Source organism: Streptomyces virginiae, from assembly GCF_041432505.1.
GTDB classification, from domain to species: Bacteria; Actinomycetota; Actinomycetes; order Streptomycetales; family Streptomycetaceae; genus Streptomyces; species Streptomyces virginiae_A.
This window is the reverse complement of record NZ_CP107871.1, coordinates 2,605,863-2,628,904: the sequence shown is the minus strand read 5'-3', so window position 1 is coordinate 2,628,904 and position 23,042 is coordinate 2,605,863. Positions and strand designations below refer to the sequence as shown.

The following is a 23,042-nucleotide window of genomic DNA, read 5'->3' as shown; positions in this document are numbered from 1 at the left end:
TTCGCCCGCCCTTTGCCGCGGACCGTCCGGAAGGCGATCTCCGGACCGCCCCGGGATCAGCCCTGCAGCGCCTTGTCGATCGCCGCCGTGAACTGCTCCGCCGTCTGCGGAGTGTCGATCTTCTTGCCGTCCATCTTCAGGGTCGGCGTGCCCTTCACCCCGGACTTGTCGAAGGACTTCGACATCTCCAGCGCCCACCGGTCGTACGTACCGTCCTCGACGGCCTTCTTGAACTCGGCGTTGCCCTTGAGCGCCGGCACCGTGTCCGCGACCTTCAGCAGGAAGTCGTCCTTCGCGAAGCTGTCGACGGTCTCCTCCGGGTGCTGCTCCTTGGAGTACAGCGCCCCCTTGTACTCCAGGAAGGCCTCCGGGCTGACGTTCAGCGCCGCGCCCAGCGCGCTCAGCGCGTTCTTCGAGCCCTCGCCCTTGACGGCGTTGTCGATGAAGGTGGCGCCGACGTACTGGAGCTTGTACTTGCCCGCGTCCACGTCCTTCTTGATCTGCTCGCCGGACGCCTGCTCGAAGGCGGCGCAGGCCGGGCAGCGCGAGTCCTCGTACAGCTCCAGGGTCTTCTTCGCCTCGGGCTTGCCGATGACGACCGTGGTGCCGTCCTCGCCCGCGGTGTTCTTCGGCTTGACCAGCTCGGCCGTGGCGGCCTTCTCCCAGTGGCCGGGCTGGTTGGCCTGCATGACCCCGTAGCCGATGGCGCCGATGACGCCGAGGGCGAGGACCACGCCGCCCGCCACGATCACCTGGCGGCGCACCTTGTCCTTCTTGGCCTGGGCCTCGCGCTCGGCGCGCAGACGCTCGCGGGCCGCTGCCTTGTTCGCGTGGCTGTTGCGTGAACTCATCATGATCTCCGTGGGGTGTGACGTGTGGAAGGGACTGCCGTACGTGCGTCAGGCGCGGGCGAGCGCGCCGAGCACGGGAGGTCCCCGCCGTCCCACGGAATGTGCCGGGAAGCGGGTACGGGCCCCGGCGGCCGAGCGGACCGAGCGCGACAGTGCCCGCGCCGGCCTGGAGGTCGCCGCGCCCGAGGCGGCGGCCAGCCGCAGCGGCCGGAACGCGAAGGCGGCCACCGCCCGCAGCGATCGGCCCAGCGCACGCTCGCCGTGGCCCAGCCAGGCGGCGGCCAGCAGCCCGACCGAGACGTGGGCGCCGAGCAGCAGCCAGGGCGTGTACGGCCCGGGCGAGGCCAGCAGCGCGGCCGCGTCGACCGGCCCGGTCACCTCGGCCAACGGTCCGCCCACCGGCGTGCCGCCGCACAGGGCGTCCAGGCCCATGGCGCGCAGCGGGCCCGCGACGGGGCCGCCGGCCGGGCCGTAGCAGAGGTGCTGCCCGGTGGTGAAGACGGTGTCGGCGGCCAGCTCCAGCGGTACGAGCAGCCCGGCGATGGGGCCGAAGCCCCGTTCGCGGCCGGCCAGCGCGTAGGCGATCGCGAACACACCTGCGAAGGCCCCGGCCACCAGCGTGGGCGGCAGCGGGACCTGGGACATCAGGACGTGCGAGCCGGACGACAGCAGTACCACGAGCGCGCTGAACAGCGCGGCCCGCAGCCCCCTGAGTCCCGTCCCGGAAATGTCCATCCTCGCGAGTGTGCCATGCGTTCCTGTGGAACAGCGGCTCAGGGAGTGAGACGCCCGTTACGGAAGAGGTCCACGAAGATCTGGTGGTCGGCGCGCGCCCGGGCCCCGTACGCGTGGGCGAAGTCCACGAGCAGCTCCGCGAAGCCCTCCTCGTCGGCCGCGATCGCCGCGTCGATGGCCCGCTCGGTGGAGAACGGCACCAGGGACTGTCCGCTCTCCGCCTCGTCCGCCGACGCGTGCATGGTCGCGGTCGCCCGACCGAGGTCGGCGACCACGGCCGCGATCTCCTCCGGGTCGTCCAGGTCCGACCAGTCCAGGTCCACCGCGTAGGGGGAGACCTCCGCCACCAGCTGACCCGCGCCGTCCAGCTCGGTCCAGCCCAGCCACGGGTCGGCGTGCGCCTGCAGGGCCCGCTGCGAGATCACCGTGCGGTGCCCCTCGTGCAGGAAGTACTCCCGCACCGCCCGGTCCGTGATGTGCCGGGAGACCGCCGGGGTCTGCGCCTGCTTGAGGTAGATCACGACGTCGTTCTCCAGGGCGTCGCTGTGCCCCTCCAGCAGGATGTTGTAGGACGGCAGGCCCGCCGAGCCGATGCCGACGCCCCGGCGACCGACCACGTCCTTGACCCGGTAGGAGTCGGGGCGCACGAGGGACTCGTCGGGAAGCGTCTCCAGGTAGCCGTCGAAGGCGGCCAGCACCTTGTAGCGGGTCGCGGCGTCCAGTTCGATGGAACCGCCGCCGGAGGTGAAGCGGCGCTCGTAGTCCCGTATCTCCGTCATCGAGTCCAGCAGGGAGAAACGCGTCCGGGAGCGGGCCGAGCGCAGCGCGTCCAGCAGCGGGCCCTCGGCGGTGTCCAGGGTGAAGGAGGGCACCTCGTCATTCTTCGCACCCGTGGCCAGCCGGTGGATCCGCTCCCGGTAGGCGGCCGCGTAGATCCGCACCAGCTCGCTTATCTGGTCGTCGCTGAGCGCCTTGGTGTAGCCGATCAGCGCGACGGAGGCCGCGAAGCGCTTCAGGTCCCAGGTGAAGGGGCCGACATAGGCCTCGTCGAAGTCGTTGACGTTGAAGATCAGCCGGCCGTTGGAGTCCATGTACGTGCCGAAGTTCTCGGCGTGCAGGTCGCCGTGGATCCACACCCGACCCGTCCGCTCGTCCAGGTAGGGGCCGCCGTGCCGGTCCCGCTCCAGGTCGGAGTAGAAGAGGCAGGCCGTACCCCGGTAGAAGGCGAAGGCCGAAGCCGCCATCTTGCGGAATTTGACCTGGAAGGCAGCGGGGTCGGCGGCGAGCAGCTCACCGAACGCGGTGTCGAACACGTCGAGGATCTGCTCGGCGCGCTGCTCGTCGGTCGTCTCGGGGACCGCCATGGCGGGTTCCTCCTGGTGCACGGGCTGTTTCAGGTTCCGATCGACCGGACGTCGGATCGGCCCTCCTGGTTCTGCAACGCCCGACCGTACCGGTCAGTGCCCGTGATCTGTCAGCCGGCCGACGTAGGATTCGAAGCTGCCCCCTCACCCCCCGCCGCCGGAGGACCCGCGCCGTGACAAAGCCGCCGTTCACGCACCTGCACGTCCACACCCAGTACTCGCTGCTGGACGGTGCCGCGCGGCTGAAGGACATGTTCAACGCGTGCAACGAGATGGGCATGACGCACATCGCCATGTCCGACCACGGCAACCTGCACGGCGCCTATGACTTCTTCCACACCGCGCAGAAGGCCGGCATCACGCCGATCATCGGCATCGAGGCGTACGTCGCCCCCGAGTCCCGACGCAACAAGCGGCGCATCCAGTGGGGCCAGCCGCACCAGAAGCGCGACGACGTCTCCGGTTCCGGTGGTTACACCCACAAGACCATCTGGGCGTCGAACGCCACCGGCCTGCACAACATCTTCCGGCTGTCCTCCGACGCCTACGCCGAGGGCTGGCTCACGAAGTGGCCGCGGATGGACAAGGAGACCATCTCCAAGTGGTCCGAAGGCCTGATCGCCTCCACCGGCTGCCCGTCCGGCGAGGTCCAGACCAGGCTGCGCCTCGGCCAGTTCGACGAGGCCGTGCAGGCCGCCTCCGACTACAAGGACATCTTCGGCGAGGGACGCTACTTCCTGGAGCTGATGGACCACGGCATCGAGATCGAGCGCCGGGTCCGCGACGGGCTGCTGGAGATCGGCAAGAAGCTCGGCATCCCGCCGCTGGTGACGAACGACTCGCACTACACGTACGCGAGCGAGGCCACCGCCCACGACGCGCTGCTCTGCATCCAGACCGGCAAGAACCTCTCGGACCCGGACCGCTTCCGCTTCGACGGCACCGGCTACTACCTGAAGTCGACCGACGAGATGTACGCGATCGACTCCTCGGACGCCTGGCAGGAGGGCTGCGCCAACACCCGGCTGGTCGCCGACCAGGTCGACACCGAGGGCATGTTCAAGTTCCGGAACCTGATGCCGAAGTTCGACATCCCGGACGGCCACACCGAGGTCAGCTGGTTCCGCGAGGAGACCATGCGCGGCATGCACCGCCGCTACCCCGGAGGCATTCCGGAGGACCGGATGCAGCAGGCCGAGTACGAGATGGACACGATCATCTCGATGGGCTTCCCCGGCTACTTCCTCGTCGTCGCCGACTTCATCATGTGGGCCAAGAACCAGGGCATCGCGGTGGGCCCGGGCCGAGGCTCCGCGGCCGGTTCGATCGTCGCCTACGCCATGGGCATCACCGACCTCGACCCGCTCACCCACGGCCTGATCTTCGAGCGCTTCCTGAACCCCGAGCGCGTCTCCATGCCCGATGTCGACATCGACTTCGACGAGCGTCGGCGCGTCGAGGTGATCCGGTACGTGACCGAGAAGTACGGCGCCGACAAGGTCGCCATGATCGGCACGTACGGCACCATCAAGGCCAAGAACGCGATCAAGGACTCGGCCCGCGTCCTGGGCTACCCGTACGCGATGGGCGACCGCCTCACCAAGGCCATGCCCGCCGACGTCCTCGGCAAGGGCATCCCGCTCTCCGGCATCCTCGACCCGACGCACCCCCGCTACGGCGAGGCCGGCGAGATCCGCGGGATGTACGAGAACGAGCCCGACGTGAAGAAGGTCATCGACACCGCCCGCGGTGTGGAGGGCCTGGTCCGCCAGATGGGCGTGCACGCCGCCGGCGTGATCATGTCCAGCGAGACCATCACCGACCACGTACCCGTCTGGGTGCGGCACACCGACGGCGTCACCATCACCCAGTGGGACTACCCGAGCTGCGAGTCGCTCGGCCTGCTGAAGATGGACTTCCTGGGCCTGCGCAACCTCACGATCATGGACGACGCCGTCAAGATGGTGAAGGCCAACAAGGGGATCGACATCGATCTCCTCGGCCTCCCGCTCGACGACCCCAAGACCTTCGAACTGCTCGGCCGCGGTGACACCCTCGGCGTCTTCCAGTTCGACGGCGGGCCCATGCGCTCCCTGCTGCGCCTGATGAAGCCCGACAACTTCGAGGACATCTCCGCCGTCTCGGCCCTGTACCGGCCGGGCCCGATGGGCATGAACTCGCACACGAACTACGCCCTGCGCAAGAACAAGCAGCAGGAGATCACCCCGATCCACCCCGAGCTGGAGGGGCCGCTCGAAGAGGTCCTCGCGGTCACCTACGGCCTGATCGTCTACCAGGAGCAGGTCCAGAAGGCCGCCCAGATCATCGCCGGGTACTCGCTCGGCGAGGCCGACATCCTGCGCCGCGTGATGGGCAAGAAGAAGCCCGAGGAACTGGCGAAGAACTTCGTCATCTTCGAGGAGGGCGCCCGGGGCAAGGGCTTCAGCGACGCGGCGATCAAGGCTCTCTGGGACGTCCTGGTCCCCTTCGCCGGCTACGCCTTCAACAAGGCCCACTCGGCCGCGTACGGCCTGGTCTCCTACTGGACCGCCTACCTCAAGGCGAACTTCCCGGCCGAGTACATGGCCGGTCTGCTCACCTCGGTCAAGGACGACAAGGACAAGTCCGCGATCTACCTGAACGAGTGCCGCCGGATGGGCATCAAGGTCCTGCCCCCGAACGTGAACGAGTCCGAGCCGAACTTCGCCGCCCAGGGCGACGACGTGATCCTCTTCGGCCTCACCGCGGTGCGCAACGTCGGCACCAACGTCGTCGAGTCGATCATCCGGACGCGGAAGGCCAAGGGGAAGTTCTCCTCCTTCCCCGACTTCCTGGACAAGGTCGAGGCCGTCGTCTGCAACAAGCGCACCGTCGAGTCGCTGATCAAGGCCGGCGCCTACGACGAGATGGGCCACACCCGCAAGGGCCTGGTCGCCCACCACGAGTCGATGATCGACAACGTGGTCGCGGTCAAGCGCAAGGAGGCCGAGGGGCAGTTCGACCTCTTCGGCGGGATGGGTGACGAGAACGCGAGCGACGAGCCCGGCTTCGGTCTGGACGTGGAGTTCTCCGACGTCGAGTGGGAGAAGTCCTACCTGCTCGCCCAGGAGCGCGAGATGCTCGGCCTCTACGTCTCCGACCACCCGCTCTTCGGCCTGGAGCACGTGCTCTCCGACAAGACGGACGCCGGTATCTCCCAGCTGACCGGCGGCGAGCACTCCGACGGCGCCGTCGTCACCATCGGCGGCATCATCTCGGGCCTCCAGCGCAAGATGACCAAGCAGGGCAACGCCTGGGCCATCGCCACCGTCGAGGACCTGGCCGGCTCCATCGAATGCATGTTCTTCCCGGCGACCTACCAGCTCGTCTCCACCCAGCTGGTCGAGGACACCGTGGTCTTCGTCAAGGGCCGCCTCGACAAGCGCGAGGACGTCCCCCGCCTGGTCGCCATGGAGATGATGGTTCCCGACCTCTCCTCGGCCGGCACCAACGCCCCGGTGGTCCTCACCATCCCCACCGTCAAGGTCACGCCGCCGATGGTGACCCGTCTGGGCGAGATCCTTCGCCACCACAAGGGCAACACCGAGGTACGGATCAAACTCCAGGGTCCGCGGACCACCACCGTGCTCCGCCTCGACAAGCACCGCGTCCAGCCCGACCCGGCGCTCTTCGGCGACCTCAAGGTGCTGCTCGGACCGTCCTGCCTGGCCGGATAGCACCCCGGAACACACGCGGAAGGGCCCGCCCGGTACTCCGGGCGGGCCCTTCCGCGTGCGCGTTACGGCCGTCAGTTGTGGCCGAACTTCTTCTCCTTGCGCTTGTGCGCCATGTCCATCGGGCTCGGGGCCGAGGAAGGCATCGACTCGGTCTCCGACGAGCCCTTGGTCGGATCCTGCCCCGACCGGGCCTGCTGCTTGGCGGGCTGCTTCTGGTTCTTGTTCTTGGCCATGGTGGAGCCTCCATGAGGGTCTAGGGGCCAGGACCGCCTTCACACTCACACAACGCCAGAAACCGCGCATTTTGGATCATTACTGCGCGTAGTCGATGTCTCTCGCCCCGTCGACCGTGAGATCCGCCACGCCGATGATCGAGTTCCGGCCTTCAACACCCTTGGGGTCGGGCAGACTCGGGGAACCGCCGCAAAGCACAGAGGACCCCCAGGGAAGAGGGTGGAACGCGTGGACCGCTGCGTCGTCCTGGTGGACGCCGGCTACCTGCTGGGTGCCGCCGCCAGCCTTCTCGCCGGGGAGCCCTCCCGCTCCCGGATCACCATCGACCATGCCGCCCTCATCCAAGGCCTGCGCGAACGGGCCGAGGCCGACACCGAGCAGCCCCTGCTGCGCATCTACTGGTTCGACGGAGCGCCCGACCGGGTGCCCCAGCCCGAACACCGGCGGCTGCGCGTCATGCCCCGCGTCACCGTCCGCCTCGGCGCCCTGACCCGCAGCGACGGCCGCTGGGCGCAGAAAGGCGTCGACGCCGCCATGCACGCGGAGCTCACCGAGCTCGCCCGCAACCGCGCCTGCTCCGACGTCGTACTCGTCACCGGCGACGGAGACCTGCTGCCCGGCCTGATGTCCGCCAAGGAACACGGGGTCGCCGTCCACCTGTGGGCCGTCCAGGCCGCCGACGGGGACTACAACCAGTCCGAGGACCTCGTCGCCGAGGCCGACGAACGCCGCGTCCTGGACCGCGCCTGGATCACCCGGGCCGTCCGCGCCAAGGACCTCACCGGACTGTGCTCCCCACCGCCCGCCCCCCGCCCCGACATCGCCGCCATCCTCTCGGCCCCGCTGCCCGAGGCCGCGCTCGCCGAGGCCGCCCGCAACGGCGCCGCCGCCACCGGACCGGAGGACGGCGACGGAGTCCCCGTACCGGCCCCCACCACCCCCGGCGGCAAGCCGGTCCCCACGCCCAAGGACCTGGCCGGCGCCCTGCGCGCCACCGGCCAGCAGAACGGCCCGCAGACCGCGGCGAGCGGCGCCCACGCCCCCGCCAGCGCCCTGCGCTGGTCCTCCGACAAGGGATGGATCGACCGGGCCGGCCCGCTGGGCGAGCCCGCCGAGACCGCCTCGCTGCCCACCCTCGCCCAACTCACCAGCGCCGAACAGCGCTGGGCCGACCGCGAGGAGGACATCACCACCGTCGGCGGCGACCCGTTCGAGGTGGGACAGGTGTTCGCCCGACGCTGGATGGAACGCCTCCCGGAGACCGTGCACCTGCAGAAGCTGGCCACCATGTACCCCCGGATCCCGCACCGGATCGACGGCGAACTCCTGCGCTACGCCGCCCGGTTCGGGCTGCTCGCGCACAAGGACGACCAGATCGACGAGCACGACCGGTACGCCATCCGGGCCGGGTTCTGGCGGGAGATCGACGTCCGCGCCGCCGCCGAACACGTGGCCGCCGTACCCACCTCCGGGCCCGGATCCACCCCCGGCGACCTCACCGCCCCGCTGACCCCGACGGCCGAGTAGGGCCGGGAACCCCGTAGGCTGCTCCCTCGTGAGTACGGGCACAGCACAGGCGGGGAACAGCACGGCGGCGGCCGCGGGAGCGGCGCCGGACGTCATCTGCGCGGTGCGTGACCTCGTCAAGACGTATCCCGCGGTACGCGGCCGGCGCGGCGCTCCCGCCCTGCCCGAGACCCGCGCCAACGACGGGATCTCCCTCGACGTCCGGCGCGGCGAGATCTTCGGCCTGCTCGGCCCCAACGGCGCCGGCAAGTCCACCCTCGTCCGCCAGCTCACCGGCCTGATGCGGCCCGACTCCGGCTCCGTGACCCTCCTCGGCCACGACCTCGTACGCCACCCCGAACGGGCCTCCCGGCTGCTCGCCTACCTGGGCCAGGAGTCCACCGCCCTGGACGAGCTCACGGTGGCGCTCGCCGTCGAGACCACCGGGCGGCTGCGCGGCCTCGACGTCCGCGCCGCCCGGGCCGCGCGCGACGCCGTACTGGAGGAACTCGGGCTGGCCCCGATCGCCGGCCGGCCCCTGAAGAAACTTTCCGGCGGCCAGCGCCGCCTCGCCTGCTTCGCCACCGCGCTGGCGGGGGAGCGGCCCGTCCTGGTCCTCGACGAGCCCACCACCGGCATGGACCCGGTCGCCCGGCGCGCCGTGTGGTCCGCCGTCGACCGCAGGCGCGCGCAGCACGGCGCCACGGTCCTGCTCGTCACCCACAACGTCATCGAGGCCGAGACCGTCCTGGACCGGGTCGCCGTCATCGACCAGGGCAAGGTCATCGCCTGCGACACCCCGTCCGGCCTGAAGGCCACCGTCTCGGGCGAGGTCCGGCTGGAACTGGTGTGGCGCGAGAGCGCTCCGCTGGAGGTCCCGGAGGTCGCCCGACTGCGCGACCGGGCCGCCGAGTTCGGCCGCCGATGGGTGCTCCGGCTGGCCCCGGACGAGGCGAGGGCGGCGGTGGCCTCGGTCACCGGAAGCCCGGCCTTCGCCGCGCTCGACGACTTCACCCTGGCCACCCCCAGCCTGGAAGACGTGTACCTCGCCCTCGGCGGCAAGACGAAAGGGCTGGTGAAGTCGTGAGCGACCGTTCGACGGGGGCGGTCCGGGCCGTGCTCGCGCCCGACACCGTGCCGGCACCCCCGGCGGGCGCCGCGCCGGCGGGCGCCACCGAAGGCCGCGCACAGGCACCGCAGCCCGCGCCGCTGGCGCCCCGCGCGCGATTCTTCCCCTCCCTGGCGGCCGTCTACCGGGCCCAACTGTCCCGGGCCCGGGTGGCCCGGATCCCGCTGCTGTTCGTCGCCACCTTCCAGTCCGTCGGCATCATGATCCTCATGCGGGGCGTGGTCGACGGGGGCTCCGAGGCCCGCGCCGTCGTCGCCGGCTCCTCGGTCCTCGTCGTCGCCTTCGTCGCCCTGAACCTGCTCGCCCAGTACTTCGGGCAGCTGCGGGCCGGCGGCGGGCTCGACCACTACGCCACCCTGCCCGTGCCGCCCGCGTCGGTGGTCCTGGGCGCGGCCGCCGCGTACGCCTCCTTCACCCTGCCGGGGACCCTGGTCACCGCCGTCTTCGGATGCCTGCTGTTCGGGCTGCCGATGAGCGGGCTGTGGATCCTGGCCGCGGTGGTACCGCTGGCCGGAGCCGCGCTGGCCGGGCTCGGCGCGGCGCTGGGACTGCTGGCCCCCCGACAGGAGCTGGCCACCCTCGCGGGGCAGCTCGGCATGTCCGCGGCGCTGCTCCTCGGGGTGCTGCCGCCGGAGCGGATGCCGGCCGTGATCGTGTGGGCCCGGGACCTGCTGCCGTCCACGTACGGAGTCGAGGCCTTCGCCCGCACCTTCGCCCCGGATCCGGACTGGGCCGCCGTCGCCTTCGACCTGGGCGTGTGCGGGGCCGTCGGGGTGCTCTCGCTGACCGTCGCGACCTGGGCGTACCGCCGGGCGGCCGTCCGCTGACACGGTCCGCCGACGCCGCTGCCGGGCACACCTGGCACGATGTGGGGGTGACCGAAGCCGTGACCCCGCAGTCCCCCCTCGACCCGCCGCCGCTCCAGCCCGAGAAGCCGGGAGCCGCCGCGCGGGCGATCACCCCGGAGGACATCCGGGACGGGGCCGTCGTCGCCCTGCTCCTCGGAGTGGCCGGACTGCTCCTCGGCCTGCTGTGGGTGTGGCTGGCCCCCCGGGTGCAGTACGTCTCCAACGGTGAGGCGGTGTTCCTGCGCAGCCCCGAGAGCGAAGCGCGGATCGCCTCCGACGGCACCTTCTTCCTGCTGGCCCTCGGGCTGGGCGTGCTCAGCGCCGTCGGCACCTTCCTGTGGCGACGGTCCGGTGGCGTGCCGCTGGTGATCGGGCTCGCGGTCGGGTCCGTCTTCGGGGCGCTCGTGGGGTGGCGGTTCGGGCTGTGGCTGGGGCCGTCGTCGGACCTGGTCGCCGCCGCGAAGAAGGCGGGCGAGGGGGTCGCCTTCGACGCGCCGCTGGAGTTGCTCGCGCACGGGGCGCTGCTGGCGTGGCCGATGACCGCCGTGCTGCTGCACCTCGGGATGACCGCGCTGTGGACCCCGCGGGATCCGGATCCCGAGCCCGTGTTCGCCTGGTCGGGGGCCTACCAGGCGCCGACGTCCGCCGACCCGGCCCGCTCGACCCCGGAGCCCCCGCGCGCCTGACCCTCCCGGGGGGTACGGGTGGGCCGCTGCGCGGAGCCTGCCCCGCCCCGCCCTTTCTCCGTTTCCCGGGGCTCCGCCCCGGACCCCGCGCCTCAAACGCCGGCGGGGCTGGAAGAAGCGCCGGCGGGGCTGGAAGTAGCGCCGGCGGGGCTAATTCTGGCGGCCGATGGGGGCCAGGGTGGCGGCCGTGAGGGTGGCCAGGTCCGACGGGGACAGTTCGATCTCCAGGCCTCGGCGGCCCGCCGAGCAGCAGATCGTGGCGTGCGCCGCGGCCGAGCTGTCGATCACCGTACGGAGGCGCTTGCGCTGGCCGAGCGGGGAGATGCCGCCGCGGACGTAGCCCGTGGTGCGCTCCGCCAGGGCCGGGTCGGCCATCGCCGCCCGCTTGCCGCCGACCGCCGTCGCCAGGGCCTTGAGGTCCAGCGATCCCGAGACCGGGACCACCGCCACCGTCAGGACGCCGTCCACGTCCGCGACCAGCGTCTTGAACACCTGGGCGGGCGAGACACCGAGCGCCTGAGCCGCCTCCTCCCCGTACGAGGGATGGGCCGGGTCGTGCTCGTACGCGTGCGTGGTGAACGCGACGCCCGCCGCCGTCAGGGCGACGATCGCCGGGGTACCTGCCGCCTGCTTGGACTTCTTCGCCATCGGTGTGCGCTCAGTTCGGGCTCGTCGGGGCACGGGTCAGTTCCACCGCCGGCAAGGACGGCAGGTGACGGATCACCGCCGTCTCCGTGCGCAGCAGCTTCAGCTCCTCCGCCAGCCGCGTCGCGGTGTCCGGGGCCTGGAGCAGCCGCTGCTTCGCCGGGATGTCCAGCACCGCCGCCGCTGCCACCAGGTAGGAGACCACCGAGGGCTCGTCGGGCAGCTCCGCGCCCGTCAGGGACCGCTCACGGGCCCCGGCCAGCCGCTTCTGGTAGTTGCGGAAGGCCCGCAGCACCCCCTCGGCCAGCACGCCCGCGCCGTCGCCCGCGTCCTCCGGGAGCTCTTCCAGCTCCGCGGTCAGGAACGGGCCCGAGGAGTCGACCGAGAGCAGACGGACCCGCGTCGTACCGGTCGCCAGGACCTCGAAGCTGCCGTCCTCCCGCTCCCGGACGGTCGCCGCGTCGGCGATGCAGCCCACCCGGTGGAAGGCCTGGATCGGGTCGGGGCCGAAGCCGGCGGCCGGGCCGCGCTCGGGCAGGGCCGTCTGGTCCGGCAGGCCGGGCGCGGTCGGAGCGACCTCCCGGCCGTCGCGGATCGCGACGACCGCGAAGCGGCGCGGCTCGTCCTCGCCCGTCTTCAGCAGCTCGCGCATCATGGCGCGATAACGCTCCTCGAAGATGTTCAACGGGATGACGAGTCCCGGGAACAGCACCGAGTTCAGCGGGAAGAGTGGCAGGCGAACGGTGGTCACCTGGCACAGGGTAATCGCCCGGGCCCCGGAGGGTGTCCGGCGTTTGAGGGGCGGACGGCGGCATGGGCGCGATCCACCGGACGACCCCCGCCGCCGTCACCCCCGCCGCAGCAGCCGCGAGGCCCCCGCCGCCACCGTCGTGGCCAGGATCCAGCCCATGACGACCAGGCCCGCCGCCCCCCACTGCCAGCCGCCCTCCAGCTTCCACTGCCCCTGCTGACCGAGGTCGATCACCGGAAGCAGCAGGTCCAGCGCGTACAGGGCGGCGCTCCACTGCGGGTGCTCGTCCGCCTTGATCGCGGGCGGATCCAGCTGGGAGAACGTGAACGCCCCCGCCGCCCACAGCACCAGCATCCACAGCGCGGCCCGGCCCGGCCGGTAGCCGTAGACCACCGTCCAGTCCTGGAGGTACCCCCACGCCTTCGGGGCGGCCGGCAGCGTGGCCCGGCGCCGCCGCTGCTTGGCCAGCAGCACCTCGCGGGCCTCCTGGTCCTCGCCGCTGGCCCGCAGGACCGCCGCCAGCCGCTCGTACGGCTCCGGCGAGAACTCCGGAGTGGCCGCCGCCACCCACTCCAGGCGGCGGGAGAGCGGGAAATGACCCCGGGGCGCGAGGTTCTCGTAGACGAACCCCTCGATGGACAGCCCGCCCGGGCCCGGCCAGCTCGTGGAGGTGTCGACCAGCTTGACCACCTTGGCCCCGGACACCACCACCCGACCCTGCTCCGGCCGCTCGCCGACGAACCGGAACTCGGGGGTCTGGATCCGGCGCAGGGAGATCTCCTGCTCGTCGGTGAGCGTGAACCGGGCGCCGTAGAAGTCGATGGCGTCCCCGAACCGCCCGTCGTCCAGCCGCAGCCCGCCCAGGCACTCGAAGTACCGGGCCCGCCGGCCCCGCACCGGCGTCGGCCCCAGCCCGTACGGGGGAGTGGAGGTGCCCCCGTACGCCGCGTAGTCCAGCGCGATGGAGGTCAGGTACAGAGTCCGCTCGACCGTCAGCTGCGGGGCGTTCAGCGCGAACCGCCCGGACGGGTTGCGCAGGCGGGCACCGCGCAGGTTCATCGACACGCCGACCTTCGCTCCGCGCATGCTCACCTCCCCGTACGCCTCCAGCAGCTCGCCCTGCAGGTCCTGCGCGACGGACAGCCCGTCGGCGGCGATCGCCCGGCCCTTGTTGTCCCGCTGCACCACGGCCTGGCTGACCAGCAGGTCGGTGCCGATCTGCGCGTCGGTCAGCCGGATGCCGCGCGCCACCCGGCAACGCGGCAGGTGCAGATCACCCTCGGTGTGCAGCCGGGCGGCCTCCAACCGGGGTATCGCGCAGTTGACCATCCGCAGCGTGCCGAAACGGGCCTCGGACAGCTGGACCTCGCTGTCGAAGCGACAGGACTGGAGCTCCACGTACGGGGCCACCGTGCCACCGGACAGTTCCAGCCGCCCGCTGATCCGCACCCCCCGCAGCTTGAGCGACGCCACCCGGCCCGGCACCGGCGGCGGCCCGTGCAGCAGCAGCCGGGCGACCACCCGGGCCCGGACGCTGCGCTCGGGCCCCCAGACGTGCTCGGAGTGCGGATCGTCCCGATCGGCGGCGCGGGTGCTGAGATCGCAGACGCTGCCCGTGCGGTACGCGTCCCACATCCGGCGTTCCGAAGCGGTGAGATCCGCCGGTTCCTCGTCCGTGCGCGCCTCGGTCACGGCGGCCCCCCTCCGCTGTCATCTACGTGTAGGGGAACGCTATCGGGCCCCTGTGACATCCGGGACCTGTATCAGCCAGTGATACGGGCGGACGGTGGCGTGAAGCGGTCTGAGAGAATTGTGAGGTGATCTCTCGTATCGACCTGCGCGGTGACGCCCTCCCCGAGGGTGGCGCCCTGCGCGATCTGCTGCCCCGTGCCGAGTTCGACGTAGAAGCTGCCCTGGAGAAGGTGCGGCCCATCTGCGAGGACGTCCATCATCGTGGCACGGCGGCGCTGATCGAGTACGCGCAGAAGTTCGACGGGGTCGAGCTCTCGCAGGTCCGGGTGCCCACGGAGGCGATCAAGGCCGCCCTGGAGCAGCTGGACCCGGCCGTCCGCGCCGCCCTGGAGGAGTCGATCCGGCGCGCCCGGATCGTCCACCGCAATCAGCGCCGCACCGAGCACACCACCCAGGTGGTCCCCGGCGGCACCGTGACCGAGAAGTGGGTTCCGGTGGAGCGCGTGGGGCTGTACGCCCCGGGCGGCCGCTCGGTGTACCCGTCCTCCGTCGTCATGAACGTCGTACCGGCCCAGGAGGCGGGCGTCGAGTCGATCGCGCTCGCGTCCCCGCCGCAGAAGGAGTTCGGCGGTCTGCCGCACCCGACGATCCTCGCCGCCTGCGCCCTGCTCGGCGTGGACGAGGTGTACGCGGCCGGCGGCGCCGTGGCCGTCGCGATGTTCGCGTACGGCACGGAGGACTGCCTGCCGGTCAACATGGTGACCGGCCCCGGCAACATCTGGGTCGCCGCCGCCAAGCGCTACTTCACCGGGAAGATCGGCATCGACACCGAGGCCGGCCCGACCGAGATCGCCGTCCTCGCCGACTCCACGGCCGACCCGGTGCACGTCGCCGCCGACCTGATCAGCCAGGCCGAGCACGACCCGCTGGCCGCCGCCGTGCTCGTCACGGACTCCGCGGAGCTCGCGGACGCCGTCGAGAAGGAGCTGGAGCCGCAGGTCGCCGCGACCAAGCACGTCGAGGACCGGATCAAGCCCGCCCTCGCCGGCAAGCAGTCCGCGATCGTGCTGGTCGACAGCCTGGAGGACGGCCTCAAGGTCGTCGACGCGTACGGCGCCGAACACCTGGAGATCCAGACCGCCGACGCCGCCGCCTGGGCCGCCCGCGTACGCAACGCCGGCGCGATCTTCGTCGGCCCGTGGGCCCCGGTCTCCCTCGGCGACTACTGCGCCGGGTCGAACCACGTGCTGCCCACCGGCGGCTGCGCCTGCCACTCCTCCGGCCTGTCCGTGCAGTCCTTCCTGCGCGGCATCCACATCGTCGACTACACGCGGGACGCCCTCGCCGAGGTCACCCACCACGTGGTGACGCTGGCCGAGGCCGAGGACCTGCCCGCGCACGGCGCCGCCCTGAAGGCGCGCTTCGGATGGAAGGTGCCCACCCAGTGAGCTTCGGCATCGACGACCTGCCCATCCGGGACGAGCTGCGCGGCAAGAGCCCCTACGGCGCCCCGCAGCTCGACGTACCCGTCCAGCTGAACACCAACGAGAACCCGTACGAGCTGCCCGCCGAGCTCGTCGCGCGGATCGCCGAGCGCGTCGCCGAGGCGGCCCGCACCCTCAACCGCTACCCCGACCGGGACGCGGTCGAGCTGCGCACCCAGCTGGCCGCCTACCTCACCCGTACCGGCAAGCACCCCGTCGCGCGCGAGAACGTATGGGCCGCCAACGGCTCCAACGAGGTCATCCAGCAGCTGCTGCAGACCTTCGGCGGACCCGGCCGCACCGCGCTCGGCTTCGAGCCCTCCTACTCGATGCACGCGCTGATCTCCCGCGGCACCGGCACCGGCTGGATCTCCGGCCCGCGCCGCGAGGACTTCCGCATCGACGTGGACACGGCGGAGCGGGCGATCACCGAGCACGCCCCCGACGTCGTCTTCATCACCTCGCCCAACAACCCCACGGGCACCGCGGTCGAGGCCGAGACGGTCCTCGCTCTCTACGAGGCCGCGCAGGCGGCCAAGCCGTCCCTGGTGATCGTCGACGAGGCGTACGTGGAGTTCAGCCACCGGGACTCGCTGCTGCCCCTCATCGAGGGCCGCCCGAACCTGGTGATCTCCCGGACCATGTCCAAGGCCTTCGGCGCCGCCGGTCTGCGCCTGGGCTACCTGGCGGCGCACCCCGCCGTCGTCGACGCCGTCCAGCTGGTGCGCCTGCCGTACCACCTGTCGGCCGTCACCCAGGCCACCGCACTGGCCGCCCTGGAACACACCGACACCCTGCTCGGCTACGTCGAGCAGCTCAAGGCCGAGCGCGACCGCCTGGTCGTGGAACTGCGGGCCCTCGGCTTCGAGGTCACCGATTCCGACGCGAACTTCATCCAGTTCGGGAAGTTCGAGGACTCGCACACCGCCTGGCAGAAGATCCTCGACCAGGGCGTCCTGGTCCGGGACAACGGCGTACCGGGATGGCTGCGGGTCACCGCCGGCACCCCGACGGAGAACGACGCGTTCCTGGAAGCGGTTCGCGCACTGAAGAAGGAGCAGCACGCATGAGCCGCATCGGACGGGTCGAACGGACCACCAAGGAGACCTCGGTCGTCGTCGAGATAAACCTCGACGGCACCGGCCAGGTCGACGTCTCGACGGGCGTGGGCTTCTACGACCACATGCTCGACCAGCTCGGCCGCCACGGCCTCTTCGACCTCACCGTCAAGACCGAGGGCGACCTGCACATCGACAGCCACCACACCATCGAGGACAGCGCCCTCGCACTCGGCGCCGCCTTCAAGCAGGCCCTCGGCGACAAGGTCGGCATCTACCGCTTCGGCAACTGCACCGTGCCGCTCGACGAGTCCCTCGCCCAGGTGACCGTCGACCTGTCCGGCCGCCCCTACCTCGTGCACACCGAACCCGAGAACATGGCGCCGATGATCGGCACGTACGACACGACGATGACCCGGCACATCTTCGAGTCCTTCGTCGCGCAGGCCCAGATCGCCCTGCACATCCACGTCCCCTACGGCCGCAACGCCCACCACATCGTGGAGTGCCAGTTCAAGGCCCTGGCCCGGGCCCTGCGCTACGCCGCCGAGTTCGACCCGCGCGCGGCCGGCATCCTGCCCTCCACGAAGGGCGCCCTCTAGCCGTGAACGGCCTGAACACCATCCTGATCGTCCTCGGCCTGTTCCTGGCCGGGGGCGTCTACTCCTTCCAGAAGCAGAAGATGCCCAAATCGGTCATCATTCTGCTCGCTCTGGCCTCCGCGATGTGTCTGGCCGCCGGAGTCCTGCGAATCCAGGGAATTTGGGAATGAGCGCAGTCCGCCCCACCAAGAACGTCGTCGTCTTCGACTACGGCTTCGGAAACGTCCGCTCCGCCGAGCGGGCCCTCGCCCGCGTCGGCGCGAACGTCGAGATCACCCGCGACTACGACAAGGCCATGGACGCCGACGGACTCCTCGTCCCCGGCGTCGGCGCCTTCTCCGCCTGCATGCAGGGCCTCAAGGACGCCCGCGGCGACTGGATCATCGGCCGCCGGCTCTCCGGCGGCCGCCCGGTCATGGGCATCTGCGTCGGCATGCAGATCCTCTTCGAACGCGGCATCGAGCACGGCGTCGAGACCGAGGGCCTGGACGAATGGCCCGGCACGGTCGGCCCCCTCAAGGCCCCGATCGTCCCCCACATGGGCTGGAACACCGTCGAGGCCCCCGCCGACAGCCAGGCCTTCAAGGGCCTGGACGCCGACGCCCGGTTCTACTTCGTGCACTCCTACGCGGCGCGCGACTGGAGCCTCGAAGTCACCAACGCGGCGATCCGCGCCCCCAGGGTCACCTGGGCCACCCACGGCGAGCGCTTCGTGGCGGCGGTGGAGAACCGGGCCCTGTGGGCCACGCAGTTCCACCCCGAGAAGTCCGGCGACGCCGGCGCCCAGCTCCTCACCAACTGGATCGAGACCCTGTGATGACCGCACCCACGCTCGAACTCCTGCCCGCGGTCGACGTCCGCGACGGCCAGGCCGTCCGCCTCGTGCACGGGGTGTCCGGCAGCGAGACCTCCTACGGCTCCCCGCTGGAAGCGGCCCTGGCCTGGCAGCGCTCCGGCGCCGAATGGCTGCACCTGGTCGACCTGGACGCCGCCTTCGGCACCGGCGACAACCGCGCCCTGGTCGCCGAGATCACCCGCGCCATGGACATCAAGGTCGAGCTGTCCGGCGGCATCCGCGACGACGCCTCGCTCGCCGCGGCCCTCGCCACCGGCTGCACCCGCGTCAACCTGGGCACCGCCGCCCTGGAGACCCCCGAGTGGGCCGCCAAGGCCATCGCCGACCACGGCGACAAGATCGCCATCGGCCTCGACGTCCGCGGCACCACCCTCAAGGGCCGCGGCTGGACCAGCGAAGGCGGCGACCTCTACGAGACCCTCGCCCGCCTCGACTCCGAAGGCTGCGCCCGGTACGTCGTCACCGACATCGGCAAGGACGGCACGCTCACCGGCCCCAACCTGGAGCTGCTGCAGAACGTCTGCGCCGCCACCGACCGGCCCGTCGTCGCCTCCGGCGGCATCTCCTCCCTCGACGACCTGCGGGCGCTGTCCGCACTGGTCCCGCAGGGCGTCGAGGGCGCGATCGTCGGCAAGGCCCTGTACGCCAAGGCCTTCACCCTGGAAGAAGCCCTGAAGGTGGTCTCCGCATGAGCAACCCCTCCACCGACATCCGCCGCATCTCCTCCGGCGGTGCCTACGAGGACGTCATCGGCTACTCGCGCGCCGTGGCCCTCCCCAACGGCCTGGTCCTGGTCTCCGGCTGCACCGCGGCCGACGCGGGCGGCCCCTACGACCAGACCGTCGCCGCCTTCGGCGTCGCCTTCAAGGCCCTCGCCCAGGCCGGCCTCGGCCCCGAGGACGTCGTGCGCACCCGCATGTACCTGACGCACGCCCGGGACGTGGACGACGTGGGCCGCGCCCACAAGGAACTCTTCGACGCGGTCCGCCCGGCCGCGACCATGCTCATCGTCTCCGGCTTCGTCGACCCCAGCATGGTCGTCGAGGTGGAGGTCGAGGCGTACAAGGCGGTGGCGGAATGACCCTCGCCGTACGCGTGATCCCCTGCCTGGACGTGGACAACGGCCGGGTCGTCAAGGGCGTCAACTTCCAGAACCTGCGCGACGCGGGCGACCCGGTGGAGATGGCCAAGCTGTACGACGCCGAGGGCGCCGACGAGCTGACCTTCCTCGACATCACCGCGTCCTCCGGGAACCGCGAGACCACGTACGACGTGGTGCGGCGCACCGCCGAGCAGGTCTTCATCCCGCTCACGGTGGGCGGCGGCGTCCGGACGGCCGACGACGTCGACAAACTGCTGCGCGCGGGAGCGGACAAGGTGGGCGTGAACACGGCCGCCATCGTCCGCCCCGAGCTGATCCAGGAGATCGCGGAACGCTTCGGCCGGCAGGTCCTCGTCCTGTCCGTGGACGCGCGCCGTACGGCCGCCGGAACCTTCGAGGTCACCACGCACGGCGGCCGACAGGGCACCGGCATGGACGCGGTCGAGTGGGCGCACCGGGCCGCGGAGCTGGGCGCGGGCGAGATCCTGCTCAACTCGATGGACGCGGACGGCACCAAGGACGGCTACGACGTCGAGATGATCGCGGCGGTCCGCAAGCACGTCACGGTCCCGGTGATCGCCTCGGGCGGCGCGGGTCGCCTGGCCGACTTCGCCCCGGCGATCGAGGCGGGGGCCGATGCGGTGCTGGCGGCGTCGGTCTTCCACTTCGGCGACCTGCGCATCTCGGAGGTCAAGTCGGCCCTCCGCGAAGCGGGCCACCCCGTCCGCTGATCCCGTTTCCGGGTGCGGCCCGGTGGCCGCGCCTCAAACGCCGGCGGGGCTGGGGTTGGCTCCGCTTGGGCGGGGGCGGTCGTGTGGGGGGTGGGGGTGTGGGGCCGGCGGGGGGTGTCTCCTCGGCTCGCGCGGCGCGGCCACGTCCCGGCCGTACGGCCCAGGTTGCGCGCTCGTCCTGCGGGGACACCCCCCACCGTCCCCACACCCCCACCCCCGGGCGCCTTCTCCCAGGGCCGTGGGGCGGTGACACTGCGGGGGCTCCCCGCAGGACGAGCGCGCAACCCAGGTCCCACAGCAGGACCATGGCCGCGTCGCGCGAGCCGAGGAGAGCCCCCGCAGGGGCACCGCCCCACCCGAAGCCCCACCCAAGCCCCGCCGGCGCTTGAGGCGCGACCACCGGACCGCACCCGGAACGCTCCCGCACCGCCCGGCCAGGGCAGGGGTCAGATGCCGAGGGCCGCCACCGTCAGCTTGGCCACGGCCTCCTTCTCGCCGTCCAGCGACACCGCCGCCGCGTCCTGCCGGCCGAAGCAGAACAGCGTCAGTTCGCCCGGCTCGCCGGTCACGGTCACCACCGGCGCGCCCTTGTGCGCCACCGCCGTCTGCCCGTTCGGGCGCCTCAGCACCAGGCCCACCGGCGACCGGCGCCCCGTCAGCCGTGCCAGCTTCTCCAGCCGGGACCACAGCGCGTCGGAGAACACCGGGTCCAGTTCCCGCGGGGACCAGTCCGGCTGTGCCCGTCGGACGTCCTCCGCGTGGACGTAGAACTCCACCGCGTTCGCCGCCTCGTCGATCTGCTTGAGCGAGTACACCGACATCCTCGGCGGGCCGGTCCTGATCAACTGGATCAGTTCCTCGTACGGCTTGGCCGTGTACTCCTCCATCGCCTTGTCCAGGCGGGCCTTCAGCACGTTCAGCAGCAGACCGCCCGCCGCGTCGGGCCGCCGTTCGCGCACCACCACGTGCGCGGCCAGGTCGCGGCAGGTCCAGCCGGCGCACAGCGTGGGGGCCTCCGGACCGGCCGCCTCCAACAGGTCCGCCAGGAGCAGGCGTTCACGCTTCGCATGGGTAGACATGCGGGCCAGCCTACGGCGGGAACCCGCCGAACACCCGCTCATCAGGCGGACGGGGATCATCACCCCCGCCCCGGCCCGGCACAATGGCCACATGAGTACGTCCCCCCGCCCCGGCAATCTCGACCCCGCCATCGCCGTGCGCCTCAAGCGTTCCGCGGACGGGCTGGTCCCGGCCATCGCCCAGCAGTACGACACCGGTGAGGTGCTCATGCTCGGCTGGATGGACGACGAGGCCCTGCACCGCACCCTGACCACCGGCCGCTGCACCTACTGGTCCCGCAGTCGCCAGGAGTACTGGGTGAAGGGGGACACGTCAGGCCACTTCCAGCACGTGAAATCCGTCGCGCTCGACTGCGATGCCGACACCGTGCTCGTCCGGGTCGACCAGGTCGGAGCGGCCTGCCACACCGGGGCACGCACCTGTTTCGACGAAGATGTCCTCCTCCGCGCAGCCGACTAGGTAGGGTCCCCGAAATGGATCTTGAGACGTTCCGCAAGCTCGCGGCCGACCGCCGCGTCATCCCCGTGAGCCGCAAGCTGCTGGCCGACGGGGACACCCCCGTCGGTCTCTATCGCAAGCTGGCAGCCGAACGCCCCGGCACCTTCCTCCTGGAGTCCGCCGAGAACGGCCGCTCCTGGTCCCGGTACTCCTTCATCGGGGTCCGCAGTGACGCCACCTTGACCTCGCGGGACGGCCGCGCGCACTGGATCGGCACCCCGCCCGTCGGCCTCCCCACCGACGGCGACCCCCTCGACGCCCTGCGCGCCACCGTCGAGGCCCTGCACACCCCCCGTGACCTCGCCGCCGGGATGCCCCCCTTCACCGGCGGCATGGTCGGCTATCTCGGCTACGACATCGTGCGCCGCCTGGAGCGCATCGGCGAGCACACCGCCGACGACCTGGAGCTGCCCGAGCTGACCATGCTGCTCACCTCCGACCTGGCGGTCATGGACCACTGGGACGGCACCGTCCAGCTCATCGCGAACGCCATCAACCACAACGACCTCGACACCGGGGTGGACGAGGCGTACGCGGACGCGGTGGCCCGGCTGGACGCGATGGAGGCGGACCTCGCGCGCCCCGCCCCGTACACCCCCACGCCGCTGCCCGCCTCCGAGCTGCCCGAGTTCTCCGCGCTGTGGGGCGGCGAGAAGTACCAGGACGCCGTCGAGGACATCAAGGAGCGCATCCGGGCCGGCGAGGCCTTCCAGGTGGTGCCCTCGCAGCGGTTCGAGACCCCCTGCCAGGCCTCCGCGCTGGACGTCTACCGGGTACTGCGTGCCACGAACCCGTCCCCGTACATGTACCTCTTCCGTTTCGAGAACGGCTTCGACGTGGTCGGCTCCAGCCCGGAGGCGCTGGTCAAGGTGGAGGACGGGCGGGCGATGGTCCATCCCATCGCCGGCACCCGCCACCGCGGCGCGACCCCGCAGGAGGACAACGACCTCGCCGACGAGCTGATGGCCGACCCCAAGGAGCGCGCCGAGCACCTGATGCTCGTCGACCTGGGCCGCAACGACCTCGGCCGGGTCTGCGAGCCGGGATCGGTGGAGGTCGTCGACTTCATGTCGATCGAGCGCTACTCCCACGTCATGCACATCGTCTCCACCGTGACCGGGCGTGTGGCGGAGGGGAAGACGGCCTTCGACGTGCTCACCGCCTGCTTCCCGGCGGGCACCCTCTCCGGCGCGCCCAAGCCGCGGGCCATGCAGATCATCGAGGAGCTGGAGCCCTCCCGCCGCGGCCTCTACGGCGGCTGCGTGGGCTACCTGGACTTCGCCGGGGACTCCGACACGGCCATCGCCATCCGCACCGCGCTGCTGCGCGACGGCACGGCGTACGTGCAGGCCGGGGCCGGTGTCGTCGCCGACTCGGTGCCGGAGCTGGAGGACAACGAGTGCCGCAACAAGGCGGCCGCCGTGCTGCGCGCGGTGGGAGCGGCGAACCGCCTCCACGGCTCTTGAGGGCGTAA

23 protein-coding genes are annotated in these 23,042 nt (G+C 71.5%); 15 read left to right on the top strand and 8 right to left on the bottom strand.

Annotation, left to right across the window (positions count from 1 at the left end; translation table 11 throughout):
* Window positions 1-56: 56 nt before the first annotated feature.
* Genes OG624_RS12335 through OG624_RS12325 form a run of 3 tightly spaced genes read right to left on the bottom strand, consistent with a single transcriptional unit; the run spans window position 57 to window position 2,950 of the window.
* Entirely contained in the window at window positions 57-851 is a 795-nt protein-coding gene (locus OG624_RS12335; RefSeq protein ID WP_033221731.1) for a DsbA family protein, read from the bottom strand.
* A 48-nt stretch (window positions 852-899) separates the two neighbouring features.
* Window positions 900-1,586 (bottom strand): hypothetical protein, encoded by a 687-nt coding sequence (locus OG624_RS12330; RefSeq protein WP_033221733.1) that lies wholly within the window; start codon window positions 1,584-1,586, stop codon window positions 900-902.
* 38 nt (window positions 1,587-1,624) lie between these two features.
* Window positions 1,625-2,950: a DUF2252 domain-containing protein gene (locus OG624_RS12325; RefSeq protein ID WP_033221735.1), complete on the bottom strand. Its 1,326-nt coding sequence runs from the start codon at window positions 2,948-2,950 to the stop codon at window positions 1,625-1,627.
* A 173-nt stretch (window positions 2,951-3,123) separates the two neighbouring features.
* Here OG624_RS12325 and dnaE point away from each other — a divergent pair, with 173 nt between their 5' ends.
* Complete coding sequence (dnaE, locus tag OG624_RS12320; protein ID WP_033221736.1) at window positions 3,124-6,666, top strand: DNA polymerase III subunit alpha; 3,543 nt, start codon at window positions 3,124-3,126, stop codon at window positions 6,664-6,666.
* Window positions 6,667-6,737: 71 nt separating this feature from the next.
* Here the strand turns inward: dnaE and OG624_RS12315 are convergent, their stop codons facing one another.
* Complete coding sequence (locus OG624_RS12315) at window positions 6,738-6,899, bottom strand: hypothetical protein (protein WP_167745552.1); 162 nt, start codon at window positions 6,897-6,899, stop codon at window positions 6,738-6,740.
* 220 nt (window positions 6,900-7,119) lie between these two features.
* Here OG624_RS12315 and OG624_RS12310 point away from each other — a divergent pair, with 220 nt between their 5' ends.
* The 4 genes from OG624_RS12310 to OG624_RS12295 are packed head-to-tail and all read left to right on the top strand — an operon-like array spanning window position 7,120 to window position 11,069.
* Window positions 7,120-8,427, top strand: coding sequence for an NYN domain-containing protein (locus OG624_RS12310; RefSeq protein WP_244290835.1), 1,308 nt, complete (start codon window positions 7,120-7,122; stop codon window positions 8,425-8,427).
* 28 nt (window positions 8,428-8,455) lie between these two features.
* Window positions 8,456-9,493: an ABC transporter ATP-binding protein gene (locus tag OG624_RS12305; protein ID WP_078909375.1), complete on the top strand. Its 1,038-nt coding sequence runs from the start codon at window positions 8,456-8,458 to the stop codon at window positions 9,491-9,493.
* Window positions 9,490-10,362: an ABC transporter permease gene (locus OG624_RS12300; RefSeq protein WP_106971426.1), complete on the top strand. Its 873-nt coding sequence runs from the start codon at window positions 9,490-9,492 to the stop codon at window positions 10,360-10,362. The genes OG624_RS12305 and OG624_RS12300 overlap by 4 nt, the downstream gene beginning before the upstream one ends.
* A 47-nt stretch (window positions 10,363-10,409) precedes the next feature.
* The gene (locus OG624_RS12295; protein ID WP_244290836.1) at window positions 10,410-11,069 is read left to right on the top strand and encodes a hypothetical protein; all 660 of its coding nucleotides are present in this window, start codon (window positions 10,410-10,412) and stop codon (window positions 11,067-11,069) included.
* 150 nt (window positions 11,070-11,219) lie between these two features.
* On the opposite strand, the gene ybaK is transcribed toward OG624_RS12295, so the two are convergent.
* The 3 genes from ybaK to OG624_RS12280 all read right to left on the bottom strand — a co-directional run bounded on the left by ybaK (window position 11,220) and on the right by OG624_RS12280 (window position 14,157).
* Entirely contained in the window at window positions 11,220-11,717 is a 498-nt protein-coding gene (gene ybaK / locus OG624_RS12290; RefSeq protein WP_033221738.1) for a Cys-tRNA(Pro) deacylase, read from the bottom strand.
* Window positions 11,718-11,727: 10 nt separating this feature from the next.
* Complete coding sequence (locus OG624_RS12285) at window positions 11,728-12,465, bottom strand: LON peptidase substrate-binding domain-containing protein (RefSeq protein ID WP_033221741.1); 738 nt, start codon at window positions 12,463-12,465, stop codon at window positions 11,728-11,730.
* Between the two features lie 96 nt (window positions 12,466-12,561).
* Window positions 12,562-14,157 (bottom strand): hypothetical protein, encoded by a 1,596-nt coding sequence (locus OG624_RS12280; protein ID WP_033221742.1) that lies wholly within the window; start codon window positions 14,155-14,157, stop codon window positions 12,562-12,564.
* Window positions 14,158-14,282: 125 nt separating this feature from the next.
* On the opposite strand from OG624_RS12280, the gene hisD reads away from it, so the two are divergent.
* The 8 genes from hisD to hisF are packed head-to-tail and all read left to right on the top strand — an operon-like array spanning window position 14,283 to window position 19,990.
* Complete coding sequence (gene hisD / locus OG624_RS12275; RefSeq protein ID WP_030724511.1) at window positions 14,283-15,605, top strand: histidinol dehydrogenase; 1,323 nt, start codon at window positions 14,283-14,285, stop codon at window positions 15,603-15,605.
* Window positions 15,602-16,711: a histidinol-phosphate transaminase gene (locus tag OG624_RS12270; protein WP_033221745.1), complete on the top strand. Its 1,110-nt coding sequence runs from the start codon at window positions 15,602-15,604 to the stop codon at window positions 16,709-16,711. The genes hisD and OG624_RS12270 overlap by 4 nt, the downstream gene beginning before the upstream one ends.
* Complete coding sequence (gene hisB / locus OG624_RS12265; RefSeq protein WP_030009963.1) at window positions 16,708-17,301, top strand: imidazoleglycerol-phosphate dehydratase HisB; 594 nt, start codon at window positions 16,708-16,710, stop codon at window positions 17,299-17,301. The genes OG624_RS12270 and hisB overlap by 4 nt, the downstream gene beginning before the upstream one ends.
* Before the next feature lie 2 nt (window positions 17,302-17,303).
* Window positions 17,304-17,471, top strand: coding sequence for a hypothetical protein (locus OG624_RS12260; protein ID WP_030009964.1), 168 nt, complete (start codon window positions 17,304-17,306; stop codon window positions 17,469-17,471).
* Window positions 17,468-18,118 carry an imidazole glycerol phosphate synthase subunit HisH gene (hisH, locus tag OG624_RS12255; RefSeq protein ID WP_033221748.1) on the top strand — a complete coding sequence of 217 codons (651 nt, stop codon included), beginning with the start codon at window positions 17,468-17,470 and terminating at the stop codon, window positions 18,116-18,118. Before OG624_RS12260 ends, hisH begins: the two co-directional genes overlap by 4 nt.
* Complete coding sequence (gene priA / locus OG624_RS12250) at window positions 18,118-18,849, top strand: bifunctional 1-(5-phosphoribosyl)-5-((5-phosphoribosylamino)methylideneamino)imidazole-4-carboxamide isomerase/phosphoribosylanthranilate isomerase PriA (protein ID WP_033221750.1); 732 nt, start codon at window positions 18,118-18,120, stop codon at window positions 18,847-18,849. Before hisH ends, priA begins: the two co-directional genes overlap by 1 nt.
* Window positions 18,846-19,238 carry a RidA family protein gene (locus OG624_RS12245; RefSeq protein ID WP_033221753.1) on the top strand — a complete coding sequence of 131 codons (393 nt, stop codon included), beginning with the start codon at window positions 18,846-18,848 and terminating at the stop codon, window positions 19,236-19,238. Before priA ends, OG624_RS12245 begins: the two co-directional genes overlap by 4 nt.
* Window positions 19,235-19,990, top strand: coding sequence for an imidazole glycerol phosphate synthase subunit HisF (gene hisF, locus OG624_RS12240; protein ID WP_033221755.1), 756 nt, complete (start codon window positions 19,235-19,237; stop codon window positions 19,988-19,990). The genes OG624_RS12245 and hisF overlap by 4 nt, the downstream gene beginning before the upstream one ends.
* A 446-nt stretch (window positions 19,991-20,436) precedes the next feature.
* Here hisF and OG624_RS12235 read toward each other — a convergent pair whose 3' ends face one another.
* The gene (locus OG624_RS12235; RefSeq protein ID WP_033222013.1) at window positions 20,437-21,069 is read right to left on the bottom strand and encodes a TIGR03085 family metal-binding protein; all 633 of its coding nucleotides are present in this window, start codon (window positions 21,067-21,069) and stop codon (window positions 20,437-20,439) included.
* A gap of 91 nt (window positions 21,070-21,160) precedes the next feature.
* Between OG624_RS12235 and hisI the strand changes: the two genes are divergently transcribed.
* Both hisI and OG624_RS12225 read left to right on the top strand, forming a co-directional pair.
* Entirely contained in the window at window positions 21,161-21,529 is a 369-nt protein-coding gene (hisI, locus tag OG624_RS12230) for a phosphoribosyl-AMP cyclohydrolase (RefSeq protein WP_371639414.1), read from the top strand.
* A 14-nt stretch (window positions 21,530-21,543) separates the two neighbouring features.
* A complete protein-coding gene (locus OG624_RS12225) occupies window positions 21,544-23,034 on the top strand; it encodes an anthranilate synthase component I (RefSeq protein WP_033222015.1) in 1,491 nt (496 codons plus the stop codon).
* The last annotated feature ends 8 nt before the right edge of the window (window positions 23,035-23,042 follow it).

Coding starts and splice junctions, on each gene's coding strand:
- hisF (WP_033221755.1), top strand. CDS start 19,235: ATGACCCTCGCCGTACGCGTGATCCCCTGCCTGGACGTGGACAACGGC.
- OG624_RS12245 (WP_033221753.1), top strand. CDS start 18,846: ATGAGCAACCCCTCCACCGACATCCGCCGCATCTCCTCCGGCGGTGCC.
- hisB (WP_030009963.1), top strand. CDS start 16,708: ATGAGCCGCATCGGACGGGTCGAACGGACCACCAAGGAGACCTCGGTC.
- OG624_RS12315 (WP_167745552.1), bottom strand. CDS start 6,899: ATGGCCAAGAACAAGAACCAGAAGCAGCCCGCCAAGCAGCAGGCCCGG.
- OG624_RS12330 (WP_033221733.1), bottom strand. CDS start 1,586: ATGGACATTTCCGGGACGGGACTCAGGGGGCTGCGGGCCGCGCTGTTC.
- OG624_RS12235 (WP_033222013.1), bottom strand. CDS start 21,069: ATGTCTACCCATGCGAAGCGTGAACGCCTGCTCCTGGCGGACCTGTTG.
- hisH (WP_033221748.1), top strand. CDS start 17,468: ATGAGCGCAGTCCGCCCCACCAAGAACGTCGTCGTCTTCGACTACGGC.
- OG624_RS12225 (WP_033222015.1), top strand. CDS start 21,544: ATGGATCTTGAGACGTTCCGCAAGCTCGCGGCCGACCGCCGCGTCATC.
- ybaK (WP_033221738.1), bottom strand. CDS start 11,717: ATGGCGAAGAAGTCCAAGCAGGCGGCAGGTACCCCGGCGATCGTCGCC.
- priA (WP_033221750.1), top strand. CDS start 18,118: ATGACCGCACCCACGCTCGAACTCCTGCCCGCGGTCGACGTCCGCGAC.
- OG624_RS12335 (WP_033221731.1), bottom strand. CDS start 851: ATGAGTTCACGCAACAGCCACGCGAACAAGGCAGCGGCCCGCGAGCGT.
- OG624_RS12325 (WP_033221735.1), bottom strand. CDS start 2,950: ATGGCGGTCCCCGAGACGACCGACGAGCAGCGCGCCGAGCAGATCCTC.
- hisI (WP_371639414.1), top strand. CDS start 21,161: ATGAGTACGTCCCCCCGCCCCGGCAATCTCGACCCCGCCATCGCCGTG.